Source organism: Achromobacter sp. FW305-C-28 (assembly GCF_058783235.1).
In genome coordinates this window covers 623,174-647,111 of the sequence record NZ_JBYSYL010000002.1, presented here as the reverse complement: position 1 = coordinate 647,111, position 23,938 = coordinate 623,174, and the positions used below count along the sequence as shown (strand labels likewise).

Sequence of the window (23,938 nt, the reverse complement as noted above, 5' to 3'; positions counted from 1 at the left end):
CATACCGGCCGCAAGCTTTTTACCGCTTGACTAGACGCCCATGCTGAGGACGCCTCGCGCCTTGCTTGTTCCTGGTCCGTGCAACCGCCGGGCCGCGGATTCAACGAAGTAAGGAAGGGGCACCCGATGCCGAGATCCGCCGAACTTCTGCGCGACATCCACGAAACCAATCTGATGTATCTGCTGCTCTTGCAGCGATTGGCCCGCACCGGCAATCTGCAGGCGCTGGCGGGCCTGCAGATTTCGGTCAAGGCCTGTCAATGGCTCGTGGGCCTGAAACACGAAGACCTGACCCGCCTGGCCAAATGCAGCGTGTTACTGGCCCAGCTGAACCTGGAGCCGCATCTGCTGCTGGCCGCGCTGAGCCAGGGCATGGACGCGACGCTGGCGGCCGAAGTGCCCAGCCGCACGCTGGCCTGACCGCGGCGCCTGGCTCAGGCCCCGCGCCCGACCACTGGCGCCGGGGCGGCCCGCGTCGACCGCCAGTACAGCGCGGCGCTGATGCACAGCGCGCCGGCCAGCAAGCTGCCCGCCATGGCGGCCACGCCGGGCCAGCCGCCGCCGGTCCAGAACTGGCCGCCCAGCGACCCCAGCACGCTCGAGCCCACGTAATACACCAGCAGGTACAGCGATGCGGCCAGCGCCTTGTAGCCGCGCGACATCTGTCCCACCCAGCCGCTGGCCACCGCGTGCGCGGCAAAGAAGCCGAAGGTGAACACCACGATGCCGGCGATCAGCACGGGCAAGGCGTCCGACAAGGTCAGCAGCAAGCCGGCCAGCGCCAGGCCGGTGCCGGCCGCCAGCATGGCGCCACGCCCGTGCCGGTCGGCCAGGCGGCCGAAGAACGTGGACGCGAAAATGCCCACCAGGTACACCACGAAGATGAAGCCGATGAAGGTCTGGCTGAGAGAAAACGGCGGCGCCAGCAGGCGGAAGCCGACATAGTTGTAGACGGTGACGAACGCGCCCATCAGCAGTCCGCCCATGGCGAACAGGCCGCACAGCGGGCCGTTCTTGAGGTGCGCGCCGATGCCCGCGCGCACGTCGCCGAACACCCCTGCCCAGCCGCGCGCCCGCTGCGGCGTGAAACGGCGCGAGGCCGGCAGCAGCCACACGAACAGCACGGCCGCCACGATGCCCAGCAGGCCCAGCGTGCCCATGGCCGCGCGCCAGCCGAAGTGGTCCGACACCAGGCCGGTGATCACCCGGCCCGACAGCCCCCCGAACGCACTGCCGCTGATATACAGGCCCATGACAAAACCCAGGGTGTCGGGTTCGACCTCTTCGGCCAGGTAGGCCATGGCCACCGCCGGCACCCCGCCCATCGCCACGCCTTGCAACGCGCGCAGCGCCAGCAGGCTGTGCCAGTCGGGCGCCACCGCCGCCACCGTGCCCAGCACGGCCGAGGCGAACAACGACAGCGCCATGATGCGCTTGCGCGGCAGCGCCTGCGAAAACAGGCCCACCAGGAAGATCGCCACCGCCAGGAGACCCGTGCACAGCGACAGCACCAGGCTGCTCTGCGCGGGCGACACGTCGAACGAATGGGTGAACAGCGGCATCAGCGGCTGCACGCAATACAGCAGCGAAAAAGTGGAAAAGCCAGCCGCGAACAAGGCCCATTGGGCGCGGCGCAATGCGGGCGTGCCGCGCGCCAGGTAGTCGGAGGGCGCGGTCGCGGCGCGAGCATCCGCCTGGGCGGTGGGCTGCGTCTGGCCGGCATCGCTGGCCGCGGGTACTGCTGTAGGGGTGGACATCGGAATTCTCGAAAAACACCGGGCAACCGCCCGTGCATTCAAGGTAGACTTTTCCCCTGCATATGTCCAATATATGAAACCGGCACTCGCTATATTTTAAAACAATGGAACTGAGACACCTGCGCTATTTCACGGTGGTCGCCGAAGCGCTGCACTTCACCCGCGCCGCCGCCCGGCTGGGCATCGGCCAGCCCCCGCTCAGCCAGCAGATCCAGCAGCTCGAACGGGAAATCGGCACGCCGCTGTTCCTGCGGCTGCCGCGCGGCGTGGAGCTCACCGAGGCCGGCGCCCAGTTCCTGGAGGATGCGCGCGCCATCCTGGCCAGCGCCGACCGCGCCATCGACACCGCACGCCGCCTGGGCCGCGGCGAACGCGGCGCGATCACCGTGGGCTTTACCGCGTCGGCCGTGTTCCACCCCTACCTGCCGCAAGCCATCCGCGCCTACCGCGACCGCTATCCGGACGTGCGCATCACGCTCACCGAAAGCAATACCCAGAGCCTGCTGCGCGGCCTGCGCGAAAGCGCGGTGGACGTGGCCTTCGTGCGTCCGCCTTACGTGCTGGACGCGGAATTCGAATCCGAACGCGTGCTGGACGAGCCCATGCTGATCGCCCTGCCCCCCGACCATCCGCTCAGCCGCAAGCGCAGCGTGCCCATCGCGGCGCTGGCGGACGAAGATTTCGTGCTGTACCCGCGCCCCATTGGCGCCGGCTTGTACGACGCCATCCAGAACGCCTGTCTGCGCGCCGGCTTTGCGCCGCGCGTCATCCAGGAAGCGCCGCAGATGGCCTCCATCGTCAGCCTGGTGGCGGCCGGCGTGGGCATCTCGATCGTGCCCGCCGCCATGCGCCACATGGGCGCACAGGGCATCGAGTATCGGCCCATCAAGGGCGACGCGCCGCACGCCCTGCTGGACATGGCCTACCGGCGCCATGACCGCTCCATCGCGGCGCGCAATGCCGTGGACATGCTGCGGCAACTGGCGCATCCCGAGGCGGCCGCACGCGCTTGAAAAATGGGGCGGTATAGCCCTGTCGCTTTTGTCACCTTCTGTAAACCCGATGTGCGCGGCTCCCTGTACATTGCGCGCTACCGCGGCGCCGGCCCGGCAGCAATACCAGCCGGCCCCGCTCAACCTGCCTAAAGGTGTTCTCTGTGCAACGTACTCTCCTGGCCCTTGCCTTCGCCACGCTTCCCGGCTTTGCCGTTGCCGCTGGCCTGGCCTCTTCCATCGGCGCGGTCACGGTCTACCAGGACCGCGCGGTCGTCACCCGCAGCGCCAGCAGCGAACTGCCCGCGGGCGAGCACGAACTGGTGCTGGAAAAGCTGCCTGCCACCCTGCAGGACAACTCGTTGCAGGTGTCGGCCAAGAGCACCGGCCAGGCCACGCTGCTGGATGTGAAGGTGCGCGACGCCTATCAGGTCGACACGGCCAACGAACGCGTCAAGCAGCTGGAAGAACAGGTTCGCAAGATCCAGGGCCAGCAGGCCGCGCTGGACGACGAAGCCGCCGTGCTGGACAACCAGCGCGAACTGGTCGCCATGATGCAACGCGGCGCCACCGAACCCGCCAAGGACGGCCCGCGCCCCACGCTGGAAGACTTGAAGGCCATCCAGGCGCTCAGCGCCGACACGCTCAACCGTACCCTGGCCGGCCTGCGCCGCGTGGCCGAACAGCGCGAAGACCTGGACCGCCAACTGACCGCCGCGCAAGGCGAACTGGGCCAGCTGCAAGGCCAGCTCAACCGCCGCACCAAGACGGTGACGCTGCGCGTGAACCTGGCCCGCGCCGGCAAGCTGGACCTGAACGTGTCGTATGCGGTGGCCGGCGCCCGCTGGTCGCCCGCCTACGACGCCCGCCTGCGCCCGGCCGACCGCAGCGTCGACCTGGGCTATTTCGGCGTCATTCGCCAGAACACCGGCGAAGACTGGAACAACGTCAAACTGACCCTGTCCACCGCCCGCCCGTCGCTGGGCGGCGGCGCGCCCAAGCTGAACCCGTGGATCATCGATGTGGCCGCCCCGCCCCCGCCGATGCCCGCGCCCGTGGCCGCCGCAGCGCCGGTGATGCGCAGCGACGCCCGCGCCAAGCTCGCCCCCAAGGCGCAGGCCGAAATGGCCTACATTGACGCGGTGCCTGAACCGGAACCCGCCCAGGTATCGACCGCCGACGTGCAGTCCGCCGCCACCAGCGCGTCGTTCCAGATCCGCACGCCCGCCACGCTGCCGTCCGACAACAGCGTGCAGCGCGTCGCCATCACGACCGCCAAGCTGCCCGCGACGCTGCAATACCAGTCGACCCCGGCGCTGCGCGAGACTGCCTACCTGACGGCCGAGGCCAGCAACAACACGGAATTCCCGTTCCTGGCGGGCACGCTCAATACGTTCCTGGATGATGCCTTCGTGGCGGCATCGGCCATGAAAGCCGTGATGCCCGGCGAAAAAGTGGAACTGGCGATGGGCGCCGACGACGGCATTTCCATCAAGCGCCAATTGGTCAACCGCTTTACCGAAAGCACGGGCTTTTCGGGCAACGGCAAACGCGTGACGTACGAATACAAGATCACCGTCAAGAACAACAAGGCCACCAAGGAGCAGGTCACCTTCAAGGACCGCCTGCCGGTCTCGCGCAACGAGAAGATCGAGGTCAAGCTGCTGTCGCCGGCCGACCGCGACATCAAGCGCGAAGACGACGGCGTGCTGGCCTGGAACTGGGAACTGGAACCGGGCAAGTCACGCGACACGACGCTGAAGTTCTCGGTCGATTACCCGGGCAACATCGACGTCTCGGGACTCTGACGGCCGCGCCCCGGCCTCAGCCGTGATAAAGGCCACGGGCGCTGAACCCGTGGCTTTTTTCCGACTTTCACCGCCCTCAGTGCTGGCGGCAGAATTCAATGAAATCGGCCGGCGCCAGCGGCATTGAAATGCCATAACCCTGCGCGAACGTGCAGCCCAGCTCGCGCAGCAGTTGCAGGTCGCGTTCCTGTTCGACGCCTTCGGCCACCACCCGGCGGCCCAGCGCACGGCCCATTTCGATGGCGGCGGCCACCACCGCGCGCGAGGCCGGTTCGCGGTGCATGTGCACGATGAAGTCGCGGTCGATCTTCAGTTCGGTGAACGGCATGGCGGAAAACAGCCGCATCGACGCAATGCCCGCGCCGAAATCGTCCATGGCCAGTTCAAACCCCCGGACCCGCAACAGGTTCAAGGCGGACGACAGCGTCAGCCAGTCGGTGACGGGCTCGTCTTCGGTCAGTTCCACTTTCACCAGCCGAGCCGGCAGGCCGGCCTGGGCCACGCGTTGCTCCAGCATGGCCGGCAAGTCAGGCGCGCACAAGGTGGAAGCCGAGGCGTTGATGGCAATGGGCACCGCGATGTGCTCGGCATGCATGGCGGCCAGCACCTCGATCACGCGGTCGGTCACCCGGTTGAACAGCATCTGGTCCAGCCCCAGCCGATGTGCGGCCGGCACGAAATCGGCCGGCGAAATGGGGCCCAGCGTGGGGTGATGCCAGCGCGACAACGCTTCGGCCGCGACCGCGCGGCCCGTGGTCAGGTCGACTTGTGGCTGCAAGACGACGCTCATGCCCACGCCCGAGGCCAGCGCCTGCCCCAGCTCGGCTTCGAGCACGTCGCGCCGTACCGCCGCCTGGCGCGGCGAAGCCGGGTCGTGGTCGACGCTGTGCAGCGCGGCCTTGATGGCATGCTGCATGGCGGTGCGCGAGACCGGCTTGGACAGCGCCTGCGACGACGGGCAGCCCGCCTGCAACGCCAGCCGCACATGCGATTGCAGCAGCTCGTCGGTCAGGCTGCTGATCCAGATGATGGGCGGCATGACCTTGAGGCGGCCGCCGTCAACCAGCCGGCGCAGTTCGTTGGGCAGCAAGGTGCCGTCGCCCTCGCCCATGACGATGTCGCTGACCACCACGTCGTAGGCCTGGCGCGCCAGGGCGCTGACGGCTTCGGTACTGCTGCCCACCCCGGCCACCCGCCGGTAGCCCAGCGCCAGCAGTAAGTTCTGCAGATAGGCCCGTTCCACGGGGTGGTCTTCCACCAGGAGAATCCGCCGGGTCGCGCCGGCGTCGGTTTTGGGCATCGCGCGGGTCCTAGAAGTGCAGCGGTTTGGCGGGCGTTTCCAGCCGCTTGCTGGAATGCGTTCCGACAATGCTAAGGCATCTTCCGCGACTGCGCCGCCAGATAGGACGGGTTAGTCACTATTAAGTAGCCTGGGGTGGTAAGGGGGTCCGTCACCCGGACGGACGAAGCCGCTTGCACGGCCCGACGCCAGCCGGTGCGATAATGATGGTCTTTCCCCGCATCTATGGCACGGAGCTTCCCTTGACCCCCCGCATCGACGACCCCTTGCACGACCGCGAGGTCGGCACGGCCGACTCCACCCAGGACAACACCCGTACGGACGACACCCGCATCAGCGCGGTGCGCCCGCTGATTTCGCCCGCCCTGCTGCAGGACGAACTGCCGGTCTCGGCCGCCATCCAGACGCTGGTCGAGCAAAGCCGCGCCCGCATCGCCGACGTGCTGCACGCCCGCGACGACCGCCTGGTGCTGGTGGTGGGCCCCTGCTCCATCCACGACCATGGCCAGGCCATGGAATACGCCCGCCAACTGCGCGCCGCCGCCGACCAATACCAGGACGACCTCCTGATCGTCATGCGCGTGTACTTCGAGAAGCCGCGCACCACCGTCGGCTGGAAGGGCTACATCAACGACCCGCGCCTGGATGGCAGCTTCCGCATCAACGAAGGCCTGCGCCGCGCCCGCGAACTGCTGCTGGACATCAGCGAACTGGGCCTGCCGATCGCCACCGAATTCCTGGACCTGCTCAGCCCGCAGTACATCGCCGACCTGATCGCCTGGGGCGCCATCGGCGCACGCACCACCGAAAGCCCCAGCCACCGCCAGCTGAGTTCCGGCCTGAGCTGCCCGCTGGGCTTCAAGAACGGCACCGACGGCGGCGTGCAGATCGCGGCCGATGCCATCGTGGCCGCCAGCGCCAAGCACGCCTTCATGGGCATGACCAAGATGGGCATGGCCGCCATCTTCGAAACCCGCGGCAACGAAGACACCCACGTCATCCTGCGCGGCGGCAAGCAAGGCCCCAACTACGATGCCGCCAGCGTCGACGCCTGTTGCGCCGTGCTGCGCGCCGCCGGCCAGCGCGAACAGGTCATGATCGACTGCTCGCACGCCAATTCCAACAAGTCGCACCTGCGCCAGGTCGACGTGGCCCGCGACATCGCCGCCCAGCTCGCCCAGGGCGACACCCGCATCACCGGCGTGATGATCGAAAGCCACCTCGAAGAAGGCCGCCAGGACTTGAAGCCCGGCCAGCCGCTGCGCCACGGCGTGTCCATCACGGACGCCTGCCTGGGCTGGAGCCAGACGCTGCCCGTTCTGGACATGCTGGCCCTGGCCGTGCGCCAGCGCCGCCAGAAGCTCGGCGCCTGATACGCGCGCGCTACGGGACTACGCCGCTGCCGGCACGACGGACGGCGGCGTAGTGCACCGCTACCCCGCCCGCCGTCCTGCCTCTAACGGTTCAAGGCATAAGGCGCAGGGTCCATGTCCGGTTCCTGCCCGGTGACCAGGCTGGCCAGCAGCTTGCCGGTGACCGGCCCCAACGTGAAGCCGTGATGCGCATGGCCGAACGCCAGCCATAGCCCGGGATGGCGCGGCGCCGGCCCGATCACCGGCCGCATGTCGGGCATGCACGGCCGACAGCCCATCCAGGGCGTTTTCTCCACCGCCTTGCCCAACGGCAGCAACTGCGCCGCCAGCGCCCGTGTGCGCGCGATCTGGATCGGCGACGACGGCGCGTCACGCGCCGCGAATTCGGCGCCCGTGGTCAAGCGCAAGCCCAAGGTCATGGGTGACACCACGAAACCACTGTCGATGTCGGCCACCGGGTGCGACAGGGCCGCGCCGTCTTCCAACGCGAAATGCTGGTGGTAGCCGCGCTTGACCGCCATCGGGATGCGGTAACCCAGCGGCCGCAGCACGTCGGGCGACCACGGCCCCAACGCCACCACCACGTCGCGCGCCTCGACTTGGCCCGTCACGCCGCGCACGCGCCAGCCGCCCCCGGACACGGCTTCGAGACTGCGCGCGTCACCCCGCGCCAGGACGCCGCCGCGCTGCTTGAACAGGGCCGCGTAGCCGCGCGCCACTGCGCCCGGGTCCGACACGTTGACCGGGTCGCGCCAGTGAATGGCGCCAACCATGCGCGGCGACAGCGACGGTTCCAGCGCGGCCAGGCCCGCGCGGTCCAGCACCTGGTAGTCCAGGCCATACGGCGCCAGCGCGGCGGCTTCGGCCGCGGCGCGGTCCAGGCTTTGCTGGGTGCGCATGCCGTCGATCCAGCCATTGCGGCGGAACAGGCCGCCGATGCCCGCCGCATCCTTGAGCGCGTCGTGCTCGGCCACGCTGCGTTCAATCAGCGGCAGCATCGCGGCCGCCGCGCGCGCCAGCCGCGACGGCGCCGAATGCCACCAATAGCGCAGCAACCACGGTGCGATGCGCGGCAGGAAACGCGGGTGGTAGCTGACGTCGGGCGTCTGGTTGCCGGCATAGCGCAACAGGCTGCGCCAGTCGCGCGGAAAGGCATAGGGAATGACGCTGGCCCGTTCGATCAGACCCGCGTTGCCATAGCTGGTTTCTTCGCCCGGGCCGCGCCGATCCAGCAGCGTCACCGAACGGCCGCGGGCCTGCAGATGCAGCGCCGCGCTGACGCCGATGATGCCGGCGCCCAGGACAATCACGTCTGTTTTCATGCGCGAAATTCTGCGCCCGGGCGCGGGCTTCGGCAAGCGTTGGCCGCGGCGTAGAATCCAGCAGCGCCCCGGGATTGGCCGCTGCGGCCAGCGCCGGTTGCCGGCGCCTGTGCGGAACCTCTCATCATGCCTACCCTGCCCCCTTTGCAACCCGTCACGCTGACCGGCGAGATCGTGCGACTGGAACCCTTGACGCTGGACCATGCCGATGCGCTGGCGGCGGTGGGACTGGATCCCGAACTGTGGCGCCTGCAACCCGAACCCGTCGAATCGGCCGCCGACATGCGCCGCTATGTCGAACGCGCGCTGGCCGGCCAGGCAGCGGGCGCCTGCCTGCCGTTCGTGATCGTGCGGCGCGCCGACGGCCAGGTCATCGGCACCACCCGCTATATGGATATTGCGCTGGCGCACAAGCGCCTGGAAATCGGCGCCACCTGGCTCACCCTTGCCAGCCAGCGCTCGGGAGCCAATACCGAAGCCAAGTGGCTGTTATTGCAGCACGCCTTTGAAACAATTGGTATCATGCGGGTCGTGTTCAAAACGGAAGCGTCCAACACGCAGTCGCGGCAGGCCATCCTGCGGATCGGCGGCGTCGAGGAAGGGGTGTTTCGCAAGCACCTGATCGCGCAGTCCGGACGCGCCCGCGACATGGTCTACTTCGCCATCCTCGACGAGGACTGGCCCGCCGCCAAAGCGCGCCTCATGGCTCGCCTGCGCCGCGCGCCGTAGCCGCGGCGATTTGTTCTTTGTTTTGGCCGGCGCTCAAGTTCACATGGCTTGGCGCCGTTAACGCTGTGCAGCGGGGCAAGCTTTTCCACCGCCCGTCCCGCCCTTTTCAAGTCAGGTATGGATCGTTCTCCCCTCGCCCCGCCCGCGCCGCTCGGGCACAACCGCCGCAGCATCTTCATCTACACCGAAGAACAACGGGGCAACCAGTTGGTCGAATCGATGGTCATCGGCATGCTGTCCGACGTCTCGGGTTCGGACAAACTGGTCGTCGTGCTGGACCCGTTCAGCCATCTCAAGTTCGTCTATCGCATCGACCACGAAAGCAGCAACCTGGACGCCGCGGCGCTGACCGAGCAGGACGAGTCCGCCTTCAATGGCAAGACCTCCGTGCAGATCAATTCCATGTCCTACAAATTGGGAACGGCCGAAAACGCCATGAAGCTGTTGCGCGGCAAGACCCAATGGATTCAGGACAAGGGGGCCGTGCTGTCGGTGCTGCTGCAGAATGCGGCGGCGCGCAAGACGCGCTTTGCGCCGCCGCGCATCGAGCGCGACCGCGTGCGCAAGGTGCCGCAAGGCGTGCCGGTGGAATACCTGTCGGACCCGCCCTTGCCGGCGGCCTGATTCGCGCGAGCGCGAACGCGCATGCGGACCGGAATGAACCCGACGGTGCACAACTTTTTGTCGCGGTTTTTTATCCACAGTTTCTGTGGATAAAAACAACGCACAGGCCCGGCTGGTGGCGGTTGCGACGCTGCCGCAGGGGCTGGTCATTTTTTGACCACCCGCATCGACTCGGCCACCGTGCGTCACGCCCGCATCACCCTGCCCGCCTTCGCTGCGCCGCCGCAACGGCGATAATGATATTCTCCCGCGAAGCGCCCGCAGGGGATCAGCCAGATGGCGCCTCGTCCGGCCCGGCGCCCTCGCCATGCGGACCCACCCCCACCAATAAGAAGCCGTAGCATGAAAGGAGCGGAAAGCGTGTTTGCCCTCGGAGCGCCTCACGTACTGACCCGTCCGGCGCCGTGACCATCATCATCGTTGACGATCACGGGGACTGGCGCGACACCATTGCCGAGTACATCCACGATCTCGGCCTGGGCGAAGCCATCCTGACCGCCGGCTCGCTTTCCGAACTGGACCAACTGCTGCTCAGCGTCACCCCCGGCATCCTGGTGCTCGACGCCATGCTGCCCGACGGCGATGGCCTGGCGCGCGTGTCGCATCTACGTACCACCTATCCGTCGATGGGCATCATCATGCTCACCGGCCGCCTGCTCAGCGAAGACAAGGTCTCGGGCTTGAGCCTGGGCGCCGACCACTACCTGACCAAGCCCGTCAACCTGGCCGAGCTGGGCGCCACGCTGGTGTCGCTGTCGCGGCGCCTGCGCGTCGTGCCCGCCACCGATCCGCAAGCCCCCGCCGCCGAGACCTGGCGCTTCGATCCCGCCCGCCGCGTGCTGGTATCGCCCAAGCGCATCCAGGTCGACATCACCGATACCGAAAGCCGCCTGATCGGCGCGCTGATCCAGGCCGCGCCGCTGCCGCTGACGCGCGGCCGCCTGGTCGAAGCGCTGGGCGCCAGCGCCGAGGCCTACGACACCCATCGGCTCGACGCCCACATGCATCGTCTGCGCCGCAAGCTGCGCGCGCAGGCCGGCGGCGACATGGGTATCCGCACCGTCTACGGCGTGGGCTATGTATGCACCATGCCAGTGCAGATCGTCGGCAACAGCAAGCCCTGAACCTTCTTTCTTTTTTTCGCGCCATGTCCCTGCCTGCCCGCCCCCGCCGTTCCGTCCTCTACATGCCCGGCGCCAATGCGCGCGCGCTGGACAAGGCGCGCGGCCTGCCGGCCGATACGCTGATCCTGGACCTGGAAGACGCCGTGGCGCCCGATGCCAAGGCCATGGCGCGCGACCAGGTTGCCGCGGCGTTGCGGGCTGGCGGCTATGGCCACCGTGAATGCGTCGTGCGCGTCAATGCCCTGGACACCCCCTGGGGCCTGGACGACGTGCGCGTCATCGCCCAGGCCGGCGCCGATGCGGTGCTGCTGCCCAAGGTGCAATCGGCAGCGCAACTGGAAGCGTTGGCGCTAGCCCTGGATGCGGCCGGCGCCCCCGCCACGCTACCGCTGTGGGCCATGGCCGAAACCCCGCTGGGCTTTCTGCGGCTGGACGCCATTGCCGCCGGCCACCCGCGGCTGGCGGCCATCGTGGTGGGCACGTCCGACCTCGTCAAGGACCTGCACGCCCGCCACACACCCGACCGCCACGAGACGTTGCTGGCCCGTTCGATGGCGGTGCTGGCGGCGCGCGCCCACGGCCTGGCGGTGCTTGATGGCGTGCACCTGGACCTGGACGACGACGCGGGTCTTGCCGCCGCCTGCCGCCAGGGCCGCGACCAGGGCTTTGACGGCAAGACGCTGATCCACCCGAAGCAGATCGCTGCGGCCAACACCGCCTTTGCGCCCGCCGAAGCCGAGCTGGCCAGCGCCCGCAAGCGCCTGGACGCCTGGCGCGCGGCGCAAGCCGCCGGCCAGGGCGTGGCCGTGGTCGACGGCGCGCTGGTCGAAAACCTGCACGCCGCCGAGGCCGAACGCCTGCTGGCCCTGGCCGCCGCCATCGCCGCCGCCGACGCGTAAAGCGCGCGTTCGCACAGCCAGCTACAATACGGCCCACGATCGGACAGGCGCTGCCTCGTCCGCCTTTCGCGCGTGGCACGCGTGGCATCCGCCGCTCGATGGCAAGTACGGGGTCCTCCGTACGCCGCCAGCCCGTCCGGCCTGCGCCGCCCGCACGATTCCTTCCTGGTTCCTTTTTTTGCGCCGCGAGCTGTGGCGGGAGCCTTGTCGCGCGCCTGTCGCGCCACCCCCAGCCCCACGATTCATGATCCGCTTCCAACAAGTTTCACTCATGCGCGGCGTCAAGCCCTTGCTCGACAAGGTCGACCTGCTGCTGAACCCCGGTGACAAGATCGGCCTGATCGGCGCCAACGGCGCCGGCAAGTCCAGCCTGTTCGGCCTGTTGCGCGGCACGCTGCACGCCGACCAGGGCGACCTGGACTACCCCGCCAGCTGGCGCATGGCCTACGTGGCCCAGGAAACGCCCGCGCTGGACCGCCCGGCCATCGAATACGCCATCGACGGCGATGTCACGCTGCGCAAGCTGGAAGCCGAACTAGCCGCGCTGGAAGCCGAACCCGAAAGCACCGAGAACGGCCTGCGCATGGCCGACATCTACGCGGCCCTGGCCGACGCCGATGCCTACACGGTGCACTCGCGCGCCGAACAGCTGTTGACGGGCCTGGGCTTCACGCAGGCGCAGATGCACCTGCCGCTGACCAGTTTTTCGGGCGGCTGGCGCATGCGCCTGAATCTGGCGCAGGCGCTGATGTGCCCGTCCGACCTGCTGCTGCTGGACGAACCCACCAACCACTTGGACCTGGACGCCATCATCTGGCTGGAAGACTGGCTCAAGCGCTACCCGGGCACGCTGATCGTGATTTCGCACGATCGCGATTTCCTGGACGGCGTGGTCAACGTCATCGTGCACATCGACGAGCGCAAGCTCAAGCGCTACTCGGGCAACTACTCGTCGTTCGAACGCCAGCGCGCCGCGCAACTGGAACTGGCCCAGGGCATGATGGAAAAGCAGATGCGCCAGCGCTCGCACCTGCAATCGTTCATCGACCGCTTCAAGGCCCAGGCCAGCAAGGCGCGCCAGGCGCAGAGCCGCATCAAGGCGCTGGCCCGCATGGAAGAAGTGGCGCCGCTGCGCGCGGCCGCGGAATTCTCGTTCGAGTTCCGCGAACCGCTGCGCGCGCCCAATCCGCTGTTGACCATGGACAAGGTCAGCGCCGGCTACCGCAATACCGACGAAGACAGCGGCGCGGTATCCGACAAGATCATCGTGTCGGGCATCAATTTTTCGCTGCAGGCGGGCCAGCGCATCGGTCTGCTCGGGATCAACGGCGCGGGCAAGTCGACCTTCATCAAGACCATCGCGGGCGACCTCGAATCGCTGGCGGGCGACACGCAATTCAACAAGGGCCTGTCGATCGGCTACTTCGCCCAGCACCAGGTCGAGATGCTGCGCCACGATGAATCGCCGCTGTGGCACATGACCAAGATCGCGCCCACCGTGCGCGAACAGGAACTACGCAACTTCCTGGGCAGCTTCAACTTCAACGGCAACATGGCCACCAGCTCGATCGCGCCGTTCTCCGGCGGCGAAAAAGCGCGCCTGGCGTTGGCGCTGATCGTCTGGCAGCGCCCCAACCTGCTGCTGCTGGACGAGCCCACCAACCACCTGGACCTGGAAACCCGCGAAGCGCTGACCACCGCGCTGGCGCAGTTCGAAGGCACGCTGGTGCTGGTCTCGCACGATCGCCACCTGCTGCGCGCCACCACCGACCAGTTCATCATCGTGGCCGACGGCCGCGTCAGCCCGTTCGACGGCGATCTGGACGACTACAAGGAATGGCTCTACAAGACCAAGCTGGCGGCCAAGGCCGCGGCCTGATACGCCATGCCGATCGGGCGGTTCGAGGGGCCGCGCGGCCCCTGCCCGATGAGCGATCCATTCACGATTTAACGCGTTACAATCCCGCCGATTGCACGCGCGCGCGGTGATAGCTGCCGCACATTGCGCGCGACAACCTCCACCCACGTCCCGCTGTCCGCGGGACGCGTTTTTTAGCGCTCGTAGATGCCGATCAAAGACCAAATCTTCCTTGCCAGCCAGTATCTTGCGCCGCATCACCTGGTGTCGCGCTTCTTCGGCGTCGCCTCTGATTGCCGGGAACCCGCGGTCAAGAACTGGATGATCTCGCGCTTTGTCCGCAAGTACGGCGTGGACATGCGCGAGGCCGAACAGGAAGACGCGCTGGCCTACGACTGCTTCAATGACTTCTTCACCCGCGCGCTCAAGCCCGACGCTCGGCCGCTGGACGAAGAACCCGGCGGCGTGCTGTGCCCCGCGGACGGCGCCATCAGCCAGATGGGCGCCATCGAACAGGGCCGCATCTTCCAGGCCAAAGGCCACAGCTACGGCCTGGCCGACCTGCTGGGCGGGGACACCGATCGCGCTGCGCCGTTCCAGGGCGGAGAATTCGCCACCATCTACCTGTCGCCCAAGGACTATCACCGCGTGCACATGCCGGTGGCCGGCACGCTACGCGAAATGATCCACGTGCCGGGCCGGCTGTTCTCGGTCAACCCGCTCACTGCGCGCAACGTGCCGCGCCTGTTCGCGCGTAACGAACGCGTGGTCTGCATCTTCGACACCGAGCATGGCCCGATGGCCGTGGTGCTGGTCGGCGCCATGATCGTCGCCTCGATCGAAACCGTCTGGGCCGGGCTGGTCACGCCGTACAAGCGCCGCGTCAAGGCCGTGCGCTACGACGACGTGGCGCGTGCGCCCATCCACCTGGAAAAAGGCGCCGAGATGGGCCGCTTCAAGCTGGGCTCGACCGCCATCGTGCTGTTCGGCCCGGGCAAGGTGCGCTGGGCCGACACGCCGTCGGTGCGCGGCCCGGTGCGCATGGGTGAACTGCTGGCGCTGCCGGTGCAGCGTTAAGCCCACTACTTCAATAAAAGCGAAATAGATATTTCATATTTATTCGCTTTATACGATATAGGCGGGTCGGTAGATTGGTGGGTTTCAGCCGCCCCTTTGCCATGGCCACCCTGCCCGCCTCGTCCGATACGTCTGCCCGCCTTTCCCGCGCCCTGTCGCGCATGCTGTCGCTGGACGACTTCGAAGCCGCCGCGCGCCGTCGCCTGCCGCGCCCCATCTTCGGCTACGTGGCCGGCGCGGCCGAAGACAATCAGTCGCTGCACGCCAACCGGCACGACTTTGGCCGCTACGCCTTCCAGCCACGCGTGCTGGTGGACGTCTCGGGCCGCAGCCAGCACACCGAACTGTTCGGCCGCCGCTACGAATCGCCGTTCGGCATCGCCCCCATGGGCATCAGTGCGCTGTCGGCCTATCGCGGCGACATCGTGCAGGCCCGCGCCGCGCGTGAACAGGGCATTCCCGCCATTCTCAGCGGCACCGCGCTGATCGCGCTGGAAGACGTGATCCGCGAAGCGCCCGGCACCTGGTTCCAGGCCTACCTGCCCGGCGACCCCGCGCGCATCGACGCGCTGGTGGCGCGCGCGGCCCAGGCCGGCTACGACACGCTGGTGCTGACGGTGGACATCCCCGTGTCCGCCAACCGCGAGAACAACGTGCGCACCGGCTTTTCGACGCCACTCAAGCCCAGCCTGCGCCTGGCCTGGGACGGCCTGACGCATCCGCGCTGGCTGGCCGGCACGTTCCTGCGCACCCTGCTCAACCACGGCATGCCGCATTTCGAGAATTCGTTCGCCACGCGCGGCGCGCCCATCGTGTCGGCCTCGGTGCTGCGCGACTTCAGCGCGCGCGACCACCTGAACTGGGAACATGTGGCGCGCATCCGGCGCCAATGGCAGGGCGCGCTGGTCATCAAGGGCATCCTGCACCCCGCCGATGCGCGCCTGGCGCGGCAACACGGCGCCGACGGCATCATCGTGTCGAACCATGGCGGACGCCAGCTGGACGGCGCCATCTCGCCGCTGCGCGCGCTGCCCGGCGTGGTGGAGGCCGCGGGCGACATGCCCGTGATGATGGACAGCGGCGTGCGCCGCGGCGGCGACGTGCTCAAGGCGCTGGCGCTGGGCGCGCGGTGCGTGTTCGTGGGCCGCCCGTTCAACTATGCCGCCGCAGTCGGCGGCCAGGCGGGCGTGTCCCATGCCATCGGCCTCTTGCGCGCCGAGGTCGACCGCAACATGGCCATGCTGGGGGTGAACCGGCTGAGCGAGGTCGGGCCCGACCTGCTGGTGCCGGCATAGAATGGCAGTTCCTCCGCTATTCGCGGGCCGGCTGCCTGGCCGGCCCCCGCCCCGCCGCCCGTGTCCCTACGCCAATCGTCATTCTTCCTGCGCTTTCTGACCCTGGGCGCCCTTGCCCACGTGTATGTTGGCGCCCGCCTCATCCCCGATGCCGGATTCGCCGGTTCGGGCGCCGCCACCGCCATCCTGCTGCTGATCCTGTCGTGCATTCTGATCCCGCTGGGCATGCTGGGACGCTCGTCGGTGCATCCGCCTTGGGGCGACCGCATCGCCTGGGTCGGGCTGATCGCCATGGGACTGTTTTCGTCGCTATTCGTACTGACGGTGCTGCGCGACGTGCTGCTGCTGGCCGCCTGGCTGATCGACCTGGCTACCAGCGCCGCCCTGCCCTGGACCGACCTGCGCCGGATAAGCGCACTGGCAGTGGCCGCGCTGGCGCTGGCCGCCACGCTGCTGGGCTTCTACAACGCCCGCCGGCGCGCTCAGGTCGTGACGGTGGACGTGCCCATCGAAGGCCTGCCGGCCGACCTGGACGGCTTCACCATCGTGCAGATCAGCGATATCCACGTCGGCCCGACCATCAAGAAACGCTACGTGCAGGCCATCGTCGACGCGGTGAACGCCGAGACGCCCGACGTCATCGCCATCACGGGCGACGTGGTGGACGGCAGCGTCGAGCAACTGGCCGCGCAGGCCAGCCCGCTGGCGCAGCTGCGCGCCCCCTTCGGCGTGTACCTGGTGACCGGCAACCATGAATATTATTCAGGCGCCACGCCCTGGGTGGCGGAATTTCGCCGCATGGGCCTGCGGGTGCTGATGAACGAACACGCCGTGATCCACCCCGCCGGCCTGCCGGTGGTGGTGGCGGGCGTGACCGACTACAGCGCCGGCGCCTTCGACCCGCAGCAGCGCAGCAACCCCAAGGCCGCGCTGGCAGGCGCCCCGGCCGATGCCCTGCCCAAGATCCTGCTGGCGCACCAGCCGCGCAGCGCGGCCGCTGCCGAGCCGCTGGGCTACACGCTGCAGCTGTCCGGCCACACGCACGGCGGCCAGTTCTTTCCGTGGGGCTTTTTCGTGCGCTTCCAGCAGCCGTTCACGGCCGGCCTGCACCGCCAGGGCAGGATGTGGGTCTACACCAGCCGCGGCACCGGCTACTGGGGCCCGCCCAAGCGCCTGGGCGCGCCATCGGAAATCACGCGCCTGCGGCTGCGGCGGGCTCAGTCCGCGTCGTCCGGCAGCGGCCCCCGCTCAAGGTAGCTGGTCAGCGCGATGTCGCTGGTGGTGTTGGTGATGCCGTCGATCTGATGGATGCGCGCCAACAGCGCCTCAAGCGCCTGGGTGTCGCGCACCCGCACCTTCAGCAGCATCGCGCTTTTGCCCGTGATGGTGTGGATCTCTTCCACCTCGGTCAGCTCGGCCAGCCCCAGCACCTGCTGGGTGATGCTCCAGTTGTTGGTATCCACGTGCACAAACGCCAGCAGCGGGCGGCCGATGCGCGCGCCATCCAGCTTGGCGGCAATGCCCTTGATCAGGCCGTCGCGCTTCAAGCGCTTGACGCGCTCGTGCACGGCGGGGGCCGACAGGTTCAATTGCTTGCCCAGATCGGCATAGCTCGGCGAGGCGTCATCGGCCAGCAGCGTTAATAGTTTTCGGTCGCGGTCGTCGAGATCGGGCATTGGAATCGGGTTCTGCCTAACGGCATTCGAACTTTGATGAGATAAGGGAATATCGGTGTTAACCCTTATTTTATTCCAATAAAATTCCGCGGATGCAGAATCGCAACGCCCCCCGCAACACCCCTCGCAAGGCTCCCCTGCCCGCCGCCATTCCCGCCCTGATGTTCGCCGTCAGCGTGGTGGGTTCCAACGGCTTGGCGTTGAGCCCGATTTTGTCCGACGTGGCGCGCTCGTTCGGCAGCACGCCGCTGACGGTCAGCACCGCCATTTCGGCCTACGGCGCGGCCACGGCGGCCAGCGCCTTCCTGCTGGCCGCCCGCATCGACCGCTGGGGCATCCGCCGCGCGCTGCTGGGCGCCATGATCGCGCTGATCGCCGCCCTGCTGCTGTCGGCCTGCGCGCCCCACTGGATCGTGTTGACCGCGGCGCAGGCCCTGGCAGGCGCCGCAGCGGGCGTGATCCTGCCGGCCGCGTATGGTTCGGCCTCGCTGGTCGCCGCGCCCGGCCAGGAGACCCGCGCGCTGGGCCGCGTCATCTCGGGCTGGTCGGTATCGCTGGTGGCGGGCGTGCCGCTGTCGGCCTTGATTTCAGATGCCGTGGGCTGGCGCGCCACCTACGCGGTGCTGGCGTTGTGCGCCGCCGTGGCGTTGGCGGGCCTGTACAAACTGCCCGAACGCCGCAGCGCCCACCCTGCGCCGCTGCGCCTGATGCGTTTGCTGGCGCCGCTGTCGTACCGCGACGTGCCCGTGCTGCTGTTGGGCTGCCTGGCGTTCTCGTCCGCGTTCTACGGCGTCTACGCGTTCCTGGCGGACCACGTGCGCACCCTGCTGGGCCTGTCGGCGGGCCAGGTGGGCTTCATCGCCTTTGCCTACGGCGCGGGCTTTCTGTTCGCGGGCCTGGCCGGCGCGCCGCTGATCGAACGGCTGGGACCGCGCCGGGCCCTGCCGCTGGCGCTGGCCGCGATTGCGCTGGTGTACCTGGGCCTTCTGCCCGCCGCGCACGCGCTGGCCGCCGTGCTCGCCATCGCGGTGCTGTGGGGCGCCGCGTCGCAACTGAGCCTGAACCTGCTGGTGCTGCTGCTGTCGCGCGCGCGCCCCGACGAACGTGGCGCGGTGCTGGGCCTGAACACCTGCACGACCTACCTGGGCGCCAGCGTCGGCACCGCGGTGGCCGGCACGCTGTATACGCATGCGGGCTTTGACACCCTGGGCCTGGCGGCCGCCGGCGCCGTGGCCCTGGCCGCGCTGGCGCTGCATTGGCGCCTGAATGGCCGCCGCGCGGCGGGCAGCCGGGCCACGGCCTGATACCGCCGCGGAATCGTTGACGCCGCGTCGCCCCGTCAACGCTGGCCGGGCTGATCCGGCAGCACCACCGCGCAATCACGCCCGGCCCGCTTGGCCCGGTACATCGCCTGGTCGGCGCGTCGCAGCACGTCCGACATGCTGGCATCCGTGGCCAAAAAACGGGTGATCCCGCCGCTGGCCGACAGCACCACCGCATGCCCGTCGACACTGGCCGGATGCTGGCGCAGCCCGGCGCGCAAACGGTCGCACACCGCCAGCGCCACGTCCGCGTCGGCATCGGCCAGCAGCACCAGGAATTCCTCGCCCCCCAGCCGACCCACCGCGTCACCTTCGCGCAGGCAGCCTTGCAGCTGGCTGCAAAAATGGCGCAGTGCGGCGTCGCCGCCCAGGTGGCCATAGCGGTCGTTGACCTGCTTGAAATAGTCCAGATCCAGCATCAGCGCGGTGTGGCGCGCGCCTTGCCGCGCGGCTTCCAGCATGGCCTGCAGGCGCAGCAGGATCTCGGCGCGGGTCCAGCAGCCGGTCAGGTCGTCCACCTTGGCCAGGCGCGCCAGCGCGGCCTCGCTGCGGCGGTTCTCGGTCATGTCCATGCCGATGTTGACCACGCTGCCATCGGGTAATCGCACGTTGGACCACAGTACCGAGAGCCGCTCGCCGGTGCGCGCCAGCGGCTGCCATTCGCGGAACGATTGGTCGGGCGTGGGGCCCACGCTCTGCACCACGCGGGCACGGGTCTCGGGATCGGGATAGAACAGCGCCAGCGGTTCGGGGTAGCTGTTGATTTCGTCGCGGGTCCAGCCGAAGCGGTGCTCGCAGGCCGCATTCCACAGCACGCACTGGCCGCGCCCATCGAAGGCATTGATCAGCACGGGTGCGTTCTGGAACAGCGCCTCGTAGCGCGCCACCACTTCGCGCAGGCGCTGCAGTTCGGCAGCCTGGGCGTCATCCGCGTGCCGCGCCTGGGCATCGGCCGGCGGCGGGTCCGCAGCCTGCGGACGGCCTGCCTCCGCGCGCGGCTGCGGCGAAATCAAGACGTCATTCGATGAAACGAGTCGCATGGGTTCGCAGTCGGGAAAGGCGGCGCGCACTGGCCGCGTTGGCATCCCGCGCCGTCTCGGACGCAGGGCGGCAAAGCGCGGCAAGTATACGTTTCAATCTGCAACTCAAATGCCAAGAATCGTCAAGACGCGCCCTGCCCCTGCGGCCTGCCAAGCCTGCCTGCGCGGTCACGAACAGCGCTGCCGTCGACTTGCACGCCGGCACGCGCTGCCCGCCACCCCCTACCAGGGAAACGCGATCAAGTCGCCATACAGGCTGCGCAGCTTGGCCTTCACCTCGGCCGACTGCTGGTAGATGGCGATGAACTTCAACAGGCGCGGATCTTCTGCGCGGTCAGGACGGGCCACCCAGCGAATGGCGTAGCGGCGCACGTTGGCCGGGTCCTTGTTGTCGAACGCCAGGCCGTCCTTTTCGTCCAGGCCGGCCTGCTTGGCGAACGTGGTGTAGGTGACCGAGGCCGTCACGTCGTCGAACGTGCGTGCCGATTGCGAGCCTTCGATCTGCACGAATTTCAGGCGCTTGGGGTTGTCGGTCACGTCCTGCAGCGTGGCCTGGTGCGCCACGCCTGGCTTGAGCTTGATGAGGCCGATGGATTCCAGCAGCAGCAAGGCGCGGCCCGTATTCACCGGGTCGTTGGGCACCGCGATGGTGGCGCCGTCGGGCAGCGGTTCGCCTTTCTTGAGCTTCTTGGAAAACAGGCCGATGGTCGTCGAATAGCCGTACGCGATCGGCTTCAGGTTGGCGCCCCGGCGCGCGTTGAACAGCTCCAGGAAAGGCTCGTGCTGGAAGAAGTTGGCATCCACCGAGCCGTCGGCCACCGCAATGTTGGGCAGCACCCAGTCATTGAATTCCACCAGCTGCACCTCCAGGCCCGCGCGGCGCGCCTCGGCGATGGCCAGCTCGGTGGCGGCGTTGGCCACGCTGGCGATCACGCCGATGCGCAGCGGCTTGTCGGCGGCCTGGGCCGGCGTCAGGGTGGCCAGCCCGGCCAGGGCCAGCGCGGCCGCGGCGCGGCGCGCCAAAGTCAGGAACAGGGATTGCTGGAACATGAAAACGTCCGATAAAAGATCGGGCACCCGCCCGGGGATCGGCGCGGGTCTCGATGCGGGTCTCGGTGCTATTGTGCCGCAGCCTCGCCGCGCCATCGGCAAAAGCCCGGCCGCTGCCATGGCAATGCCGCCTTGCAGCGGCGCTACACTCGACGGCACCGCCGCCTGCCCTGGGCGCCCCTGACCCCAGCTTCACGGAGCCAGATCTTGCACAACACTCCCACCCTGCCCACCCACGTCACCCTCATCGGCGCGCCCACCGACATCGGCGCGGGCGCGCGCGGCGCCTCGATGGGCCCCGAAGCGCTGCGCGTGGCCGGCATCGGGCCGGTCATCGAGGCCCAGGGCTTTACCGTCACCGACCAGGGCAACCTGTACGGCCCGGCCAACCCCTGGCAACCGCCCGTGGACGGCTACCGCCACCTGGCCGAGGTCACCGCCTGGAACCAGGCCGTGCATGACGCCATGTACGCCGCGCTGGCCCAGGGCCACCTGCCCATCCTGCTGGGCGGCGACCACTGCCTGGGCATCGGCTCGATCAGCGCCGTGGCGCGCCACTGCCGCGCCGCCGGCAAGAAACTGCGCGTGCTGTGGCTGGACGCCCACACCGACTTCAACACCAACACGCTCACCCCCACCGGCAACATTCATGGCATGCCGGTGGCCTGCCTGTGCGGCCACGGCCCCGCGGAAATCACCGGCATGTCCGGCCAGACGCCGGACATCGATCCGTCGTGGGTGCGCCAGATCGGCATCCGCAGCGTCGACGACGGCGAAAAGCGCCTGGTGCACCAGGCCGGCCTGGAAGTGTTCGACATGCGCTACCTGGACGAAATGGGCATGCGCGCCACCATGCAGGCCGCGTTGGCCGGGCTGGACGACGACACCCACCTGCACGTGAGCTTCGACGTCGACTTCCTCGACCCGGAAATCGCGCCCGGCGTGGGCACCACCGTCATGGGCGGCCCGACCTACCGCGAAGCCCAGCTGTGCATGGAAATGATCGCGGACACGGGCCTGATGCGATCACTGGACGTGGTGGAACTGAACCCCGCCTTCGACGTGCGCAACAAGACCGCCGACCTGGCGGTGGACCTGATCGAAAGCCTGTTCGGCAAGTCGACGCTGGTGCGGCGCGGCAGCTGATCTTCCGTTCTCAAGGGCGGGCGGCACGGCCCGCCAGCCCTTGAAGACTGCCGTCGTGCACGTCTTCCGCCCGCCGCATCCGCCTTCCTTTCTTTGGCCTGCCGTGTTCGCGCCCGGCAAGCGGCCCGCGCACGCCCCCACCTAGGCAATCCACCCATTGACCTTTCACATATGAAAACTTAACTTCTTGCTCAGGAATTTTTATTCCTTAACAAGAAAACAATTTCAGCCGGCTGGAGCACCGGCCACCCCGCCTGCGCCTTCGTACTCGCGTCAATGCCAACAATGCAAACGCCGGTCCGCTAGACGGACCGTGGAGACAGACAGATGCGTATCAACCCCGTGTGGGCGGCCGCGGCCGCCTTGCTTGCCACCTGCGCCGCACAGGCCCAAAGCGATGTCGTCCGGCTGGGCGTATCCAACGACCGATCCGGCATCTATTCCGACCTGGGCGGCCTGGGCTCGGAAATGGCCGTGCGCATGGCGGTCGAAGACTTCGGCGGCAAGGCGGCCGGCAAGACCGTCGAGGTGATCGGCGCCGACAACCAGAACAAGGCGGACATCGCCTCGGCCCTGGTGCGGCGCTGGTTCGACACCCAGGGGCTGGTGGCGGTGGTCGACGGCGGCGCCAGTTCAGCCGGCCTGGCCGCGCAAGGCGTGGCGCGCGAAAAAGGCGGCACCGCCCTGATCAGCGGCGGCTTCGCCGGCGACTTCAGCGGCAAGCAATGCAGCAACCTCAGCACCCAGTGGGCGCCCGACACCTACGCGCTGGCCAACGCGGTGGTCAAAAGCGTCGTCGAAAGCGGCGGCAAGTCCTGGTACTTCATCACCACCGACTACGTCTTCGGCAAATCGCTCGAAGCCAACGCCAGCCGCTTCGTGCAGGCTGCCGGCGGCAAGGTCGTTGGCAGCACGCGCCACCCTTTGGGCGCCATGGACTTCGCCTCGTTCCTGGTACAGGCGCAATCCTCCAAGGCCGACGTCGTCGGCCTGGCCAGCGCGGGCGGCGACCTGGTCAACCTGATCAAGCAAGCCCAGGAATTCGGCCTGACCGGCGGCAAGCAGCGCCTGTTGACCTTCCTGACCTTCATCAACGACGTGCAGGCCATGGGCTTGCCGGTGGCGCAGGGCCTGACCTTTCCCACCGGCTTTTACTGGGATGCCGACGACGACACCCGCGAATGGACCCGCCGCTGGCAGCAGAAAATGGGTGTCACCCGCCCGCCCTCGATCGTGCAGGCCCTGAGCTACGTCGCCACCACCCACTACCTGCAGGCCGCGCAGGCCGCCGGCACGTTCGACGGCGCCGCCGTCAACCAGAAGATGCGCGAGTTGCCCATCACCACCAAACTGATCAAGAATGCCCGCATACGCCCCGAAGACGGACGCGTCATCATGGACCTGTATCTGGTCGAAGTGAAAAAGCCGGCCGACTCCAAATACCCCGGCGACTTCTACCGCATCCTGTCCACGGTGCCCGGCGAAAAGGTGTTCGTCTCGCTGGCCGACAGCGAGTGCCCCCTGGTCAAAAAATAAGCCCATCCCA

At 68.1% G+C, this 23,938-nt stretch carries 21 protein-coding genes; 15 read left to right on the top strand and 6 right to left on the bottom strand.

The genetic code is table 11. The annotated features are described in order from the left end of the window. Positions 1 to 126 precede the first annotated feature (126 nt). Positions 127 to 420, top strand: coding sequence for a flagellar transcriptional regulator FlhD (locus AC3WMR_RS07930; RefSeq protein ID WP_492263485.1), 294 nt, complete (start codon positions 127 to 129; stop codon positions 418 to 420). A 14-nt stretch (positions 421 to 434) separates the two neighbouring features. Here AC3WMR_RS07930 and AC3WMR_RS07925 read toward each other — a convergent pair whose 3' ends face one another. Next, positions 435 to 1,757 carry an MFS transporter gene (locus tag AC3WMR_RS07925; protein ID WP_492263484.1) on the bottom strand — a complete coding sequence of 441 codons (1,323 nt, stop codon included), beginning with the start codon at positions 1,755 to 1,757 and terminating at the stop codon, positions 435 to 437. A 104-nt stretch (positions 1,758 to 1,861) separates the two neighbouring features. Here AC3WMR_RS07925 and AC3WMR_RS07920 point away from each other — a divergent pair, with 104 nt between their 5' ends. Next, positions 1,862 to 2,770, top strand: coding sequence for a LysR family transcriptional regulator (locus tag AC3WMR_RS07920; RefSeq protein WP_492263483.1), 909 nt, complete (start codon positions 1,862 to 1,864; stop codon positions 2,768 to 2,770). Between the two features lie 143 nt (positions 2,771 to 2,913). Then, positions 2,914 to 4,557 (top strand): mucoidy inhibitor MuiA family protein, encoded by a 1,644-nt coding sequence (locus AC3WMR_RS07915; protein ID WP_492263482.1) that lies wholly within the window; start codon positions 2,914 to 2,916, stop codon positions 4,555 to 4,557. A gap of 76 nt (positions 4,558 to 4,633) precedes the next feature. Here AC3WMR_RS07915 and AC3WMR_RS07910 read toward each other — a convergent pair whose 3' ends face one another. Next, positions 4,634 to 5,857 carry an EAL domain-containing response regulator gene (locus tag AC3WMR_RS07910; protein ID WP_492263481.1) on the bottom strand — a complete coding sequence of 408 codons (1,224 nt, stop codon included), beginning with the start codon at positions 5,855 to 5,857 and terminating at the stop codon, positions 4,634 to 4,636. Between the two features lie 206 nt (positions 5,858 to 6,063). Between AC3WMR_RS07910 and AC3WMR_RS07905 the strand changes: the two genes are divergently transcribed. After that, positions 6,064 to 7,230 (top strand): 3-deoxy-7-phosphoheptulonate synthase, encoded by a 1,167-nt coding sequence (locus AC3WMR_RS07905; protein WP_492263646.1) that lies wholly within the window; start codon positions 6,064 to 6,066, stop codon positions 7,228 to 7,230. Between the two features lie 83 nt (positions 7,231 to 7,313). Here AC3WMR_RS07905 and AC3WMR_RS07900 read toward each other — a convergent pair whose 3' ends face one another. Then, positions 7,314 to 8,552 (bottom strand): NAD(P)/FAD-dependent oxidoreductase, encoded by a 1,239-nt coding sequence (locus AC3WMR_RS07900; protein ID WP_492263480.1) that lies wholly within the window; start codon positions 8,550 to 8,552, stop codon positions 7,314 to 7,316. Positions 8,553 to 8,678: 126 nt separating this feature from the next. Between AC3WMR_RS07900 and AC3WMR_RS07895 the strand changes: the two genes are divergently transcribed. The 8 genes from AC3WMR_RS07895 to AC3WMR_RS07860 all read left to right on the top strand — a co-directional run bounded on the left by AC3WMR_RS07895 (position 8,679) and on the right by AC3WMR_RS07860 (position 17,415). Continuing rightward, positions 8,679 to 9,281, top strand: coding sequence for a GNAT family N-acetyltransferase (locus tag AC3WMR_RS07895; protein ID WP_492263479.1), 603 nt, complete (start codon positions 8,679 to 8,681; stop codon positions 9,279 to 9,281). A gap of 117 nt (positions 9,282 to 9,398) precedes the next feature. Further along, the gene (locus AC3WMR_RS07890; protein ID WP_492263478.1) at positions 9,399 to 9,905 is read left to right on the top strand and encodes a hypothetical protein; all 507 of its coding nucleotides are present in this window, start codon (positions 9,399 to 9,401) and stop codon (positions 9,903 to 9,905) included. Positions 9,906 to 10,309: 404 nt separating this feature from the next. Beyond that, positions 10,310 to 11,029 carry a response regulator transcription factor gene (locus AC3WMR_RS07885; RefSeq protein ID WP_492263477.1) on the top strand — a complete coding sequence of 240 codons (720 nt, stop codon included), beginning with the start codon at positions 10,310 to 10,312 and terminating at the stop codon, positions 11,027 to 11,029. A gap of 23 nt (positions 11,030 to 11,052) precedes the next feature. After that, entirely contained in the window at positions 11,053 to 11,928 is an 876-nt protein-coding gene (locus AC3WMR_RS07880; RefSeq protein ID WP_492263476.1) for an HpcH/HpaI aldolase/citrate lyase family protein, read from the top strand. A 244-nt stretch (positions 11,929 to 12,172) separates the two neighbouring features. Beyond that, complete coding sequence (locus AC3WMR_RS07875) at positions 12,173 to 13,807, top strand: ATP-binding cassette domain-containing protein (protein WP_081821773.1); 1,635 nt, start codon at positions 12,173 to 12,175, stop codon at positions 13,805 to 13,807. 186 nt (positions 13,808 to 13,993) lie between these two features. Further along, positions 13,994 to 14,863, top strand: a complete 870-nt coding sequence (gene asd, locus AC3WMR_RS07870; RefSeq protein ID WP_492263475.1) for an archaetidylserine decarboxylase — start codon at positions 13,994 to 13,996, stop codon at positions 14,861 to 14,863. Between the two features lie 161 nt (positions 14,864 to 15,024). Then, a complete protein-coding gene (locus tag AC3WMR_RS07865) occupies positions 15,025 to 16,158 on the top strand; it encodes an alpha-hydroxy acid oxidase (protein ID WP_492263645.1) in 1,134 nt (377 codons plus the stop codon). Between the two features lie 60 nt (positions 16,159 to 16,218). Further along, positions 16,219 to 17,415, top strand: a complete 1,197-nt coding sequence (locus AC3WMR_RS07860; protein WP_492263474.1) for a metallophosphoesterase — start codon at positions 16,219 to 16,221, stop codon at positions 17,413 to 17,415. Here AC3WMR_RS07860 and AC3WMR_RS07855 read toward each other — a convergent pair. Further along, positions 17,376 to 17,834, bottom strand: coding sequence for an Lrp/AsnC family transcriptional regulator (locus tag AC3WMR_RS07855; RefSeq protein ID WP_025140804.1), 459 nt, complete (start codon positions 17,832 to 17,834; stop codon positions 17,376 to 17,378). The genes AC3WMR_RS07860 and AC3WMR_RS07855 overlap by 40 nt on opposite strands. Positions 17,835 to 17,926: 92 nt before the next feature. Here AC3WMR_RS07855 and AC3WMR_RS07850 point away from each other — a divergent pair, with 92 nt between their 5' ends. After that, positions 17,927 to 19,138: an MFS transporter gene (locus AC3WMR_RS07850; protein ID WP_492263473.1), complete on the top strand. Its 1,212-nt coding sequence runs from the start codon at positions 17,927 to 17,929 to the stop codon at positions 19,136 to 19,138. A gap of 35 nt (positions 19,139 to 19,173) precedes the next feature. Here the strand turns inward: AC3WMR_RS07850 and AC3WMR_RS07845 are convergent, their stop codons facing one another. Then, a complete protein-coding gene (locus AC3WMR_RS07845) occupies positions 19,174 to 20,196 on the bottom strand; it encodes a GGDEF domain-containing protein (protein WP_492263472.1) in 1,023 nt (340 codons plus the stop codon). Positions 20,197 to 20,418: 222 nt separating this feature from the next. Continuing rightward, entirely contained in the window at positions 20,419 to 21,246 is an 828-nt protein-coding gene (locus AC3WMR_RS07840; protein WP_492263471.1) for a MetQ/NlpA family ABC transporter substrate-binding protein, read from the bottom strand. Between the two features lie 207 nt (positions 21,247 to 21,453). On the opposite strand from AC3WMR_RS07840, the gene rocF reads away from it, so the two are divergent. Next, positions 21,454 to 22,392 (top strand): arginase, encoded by a 939-nt coding sequence (gene rocF, locus AC3WMR_RS07835; protein ID WP_492263470.1) that lies wholly within the window; start codon positions 21,454 to 21,456, stop codon positions 22,390 to 22,392. Positions 22,393 to 22,719: 327 nt separating this feature from the next. Then, positions 22,720 to 23,928: an ABC transporter substrate-binding protein gene (locus tag AC3WMR_RS07830; RefSeq protein WP_492263469.1), complete on the top strand. Its 1,209-nt coding sequence runs from the start codon at positions 22,720 to 22,722 to the stop codon at positions 23,926 to 23,928. Positions 23,929 to 23,938: the final 10 nt, after the last annotated feature.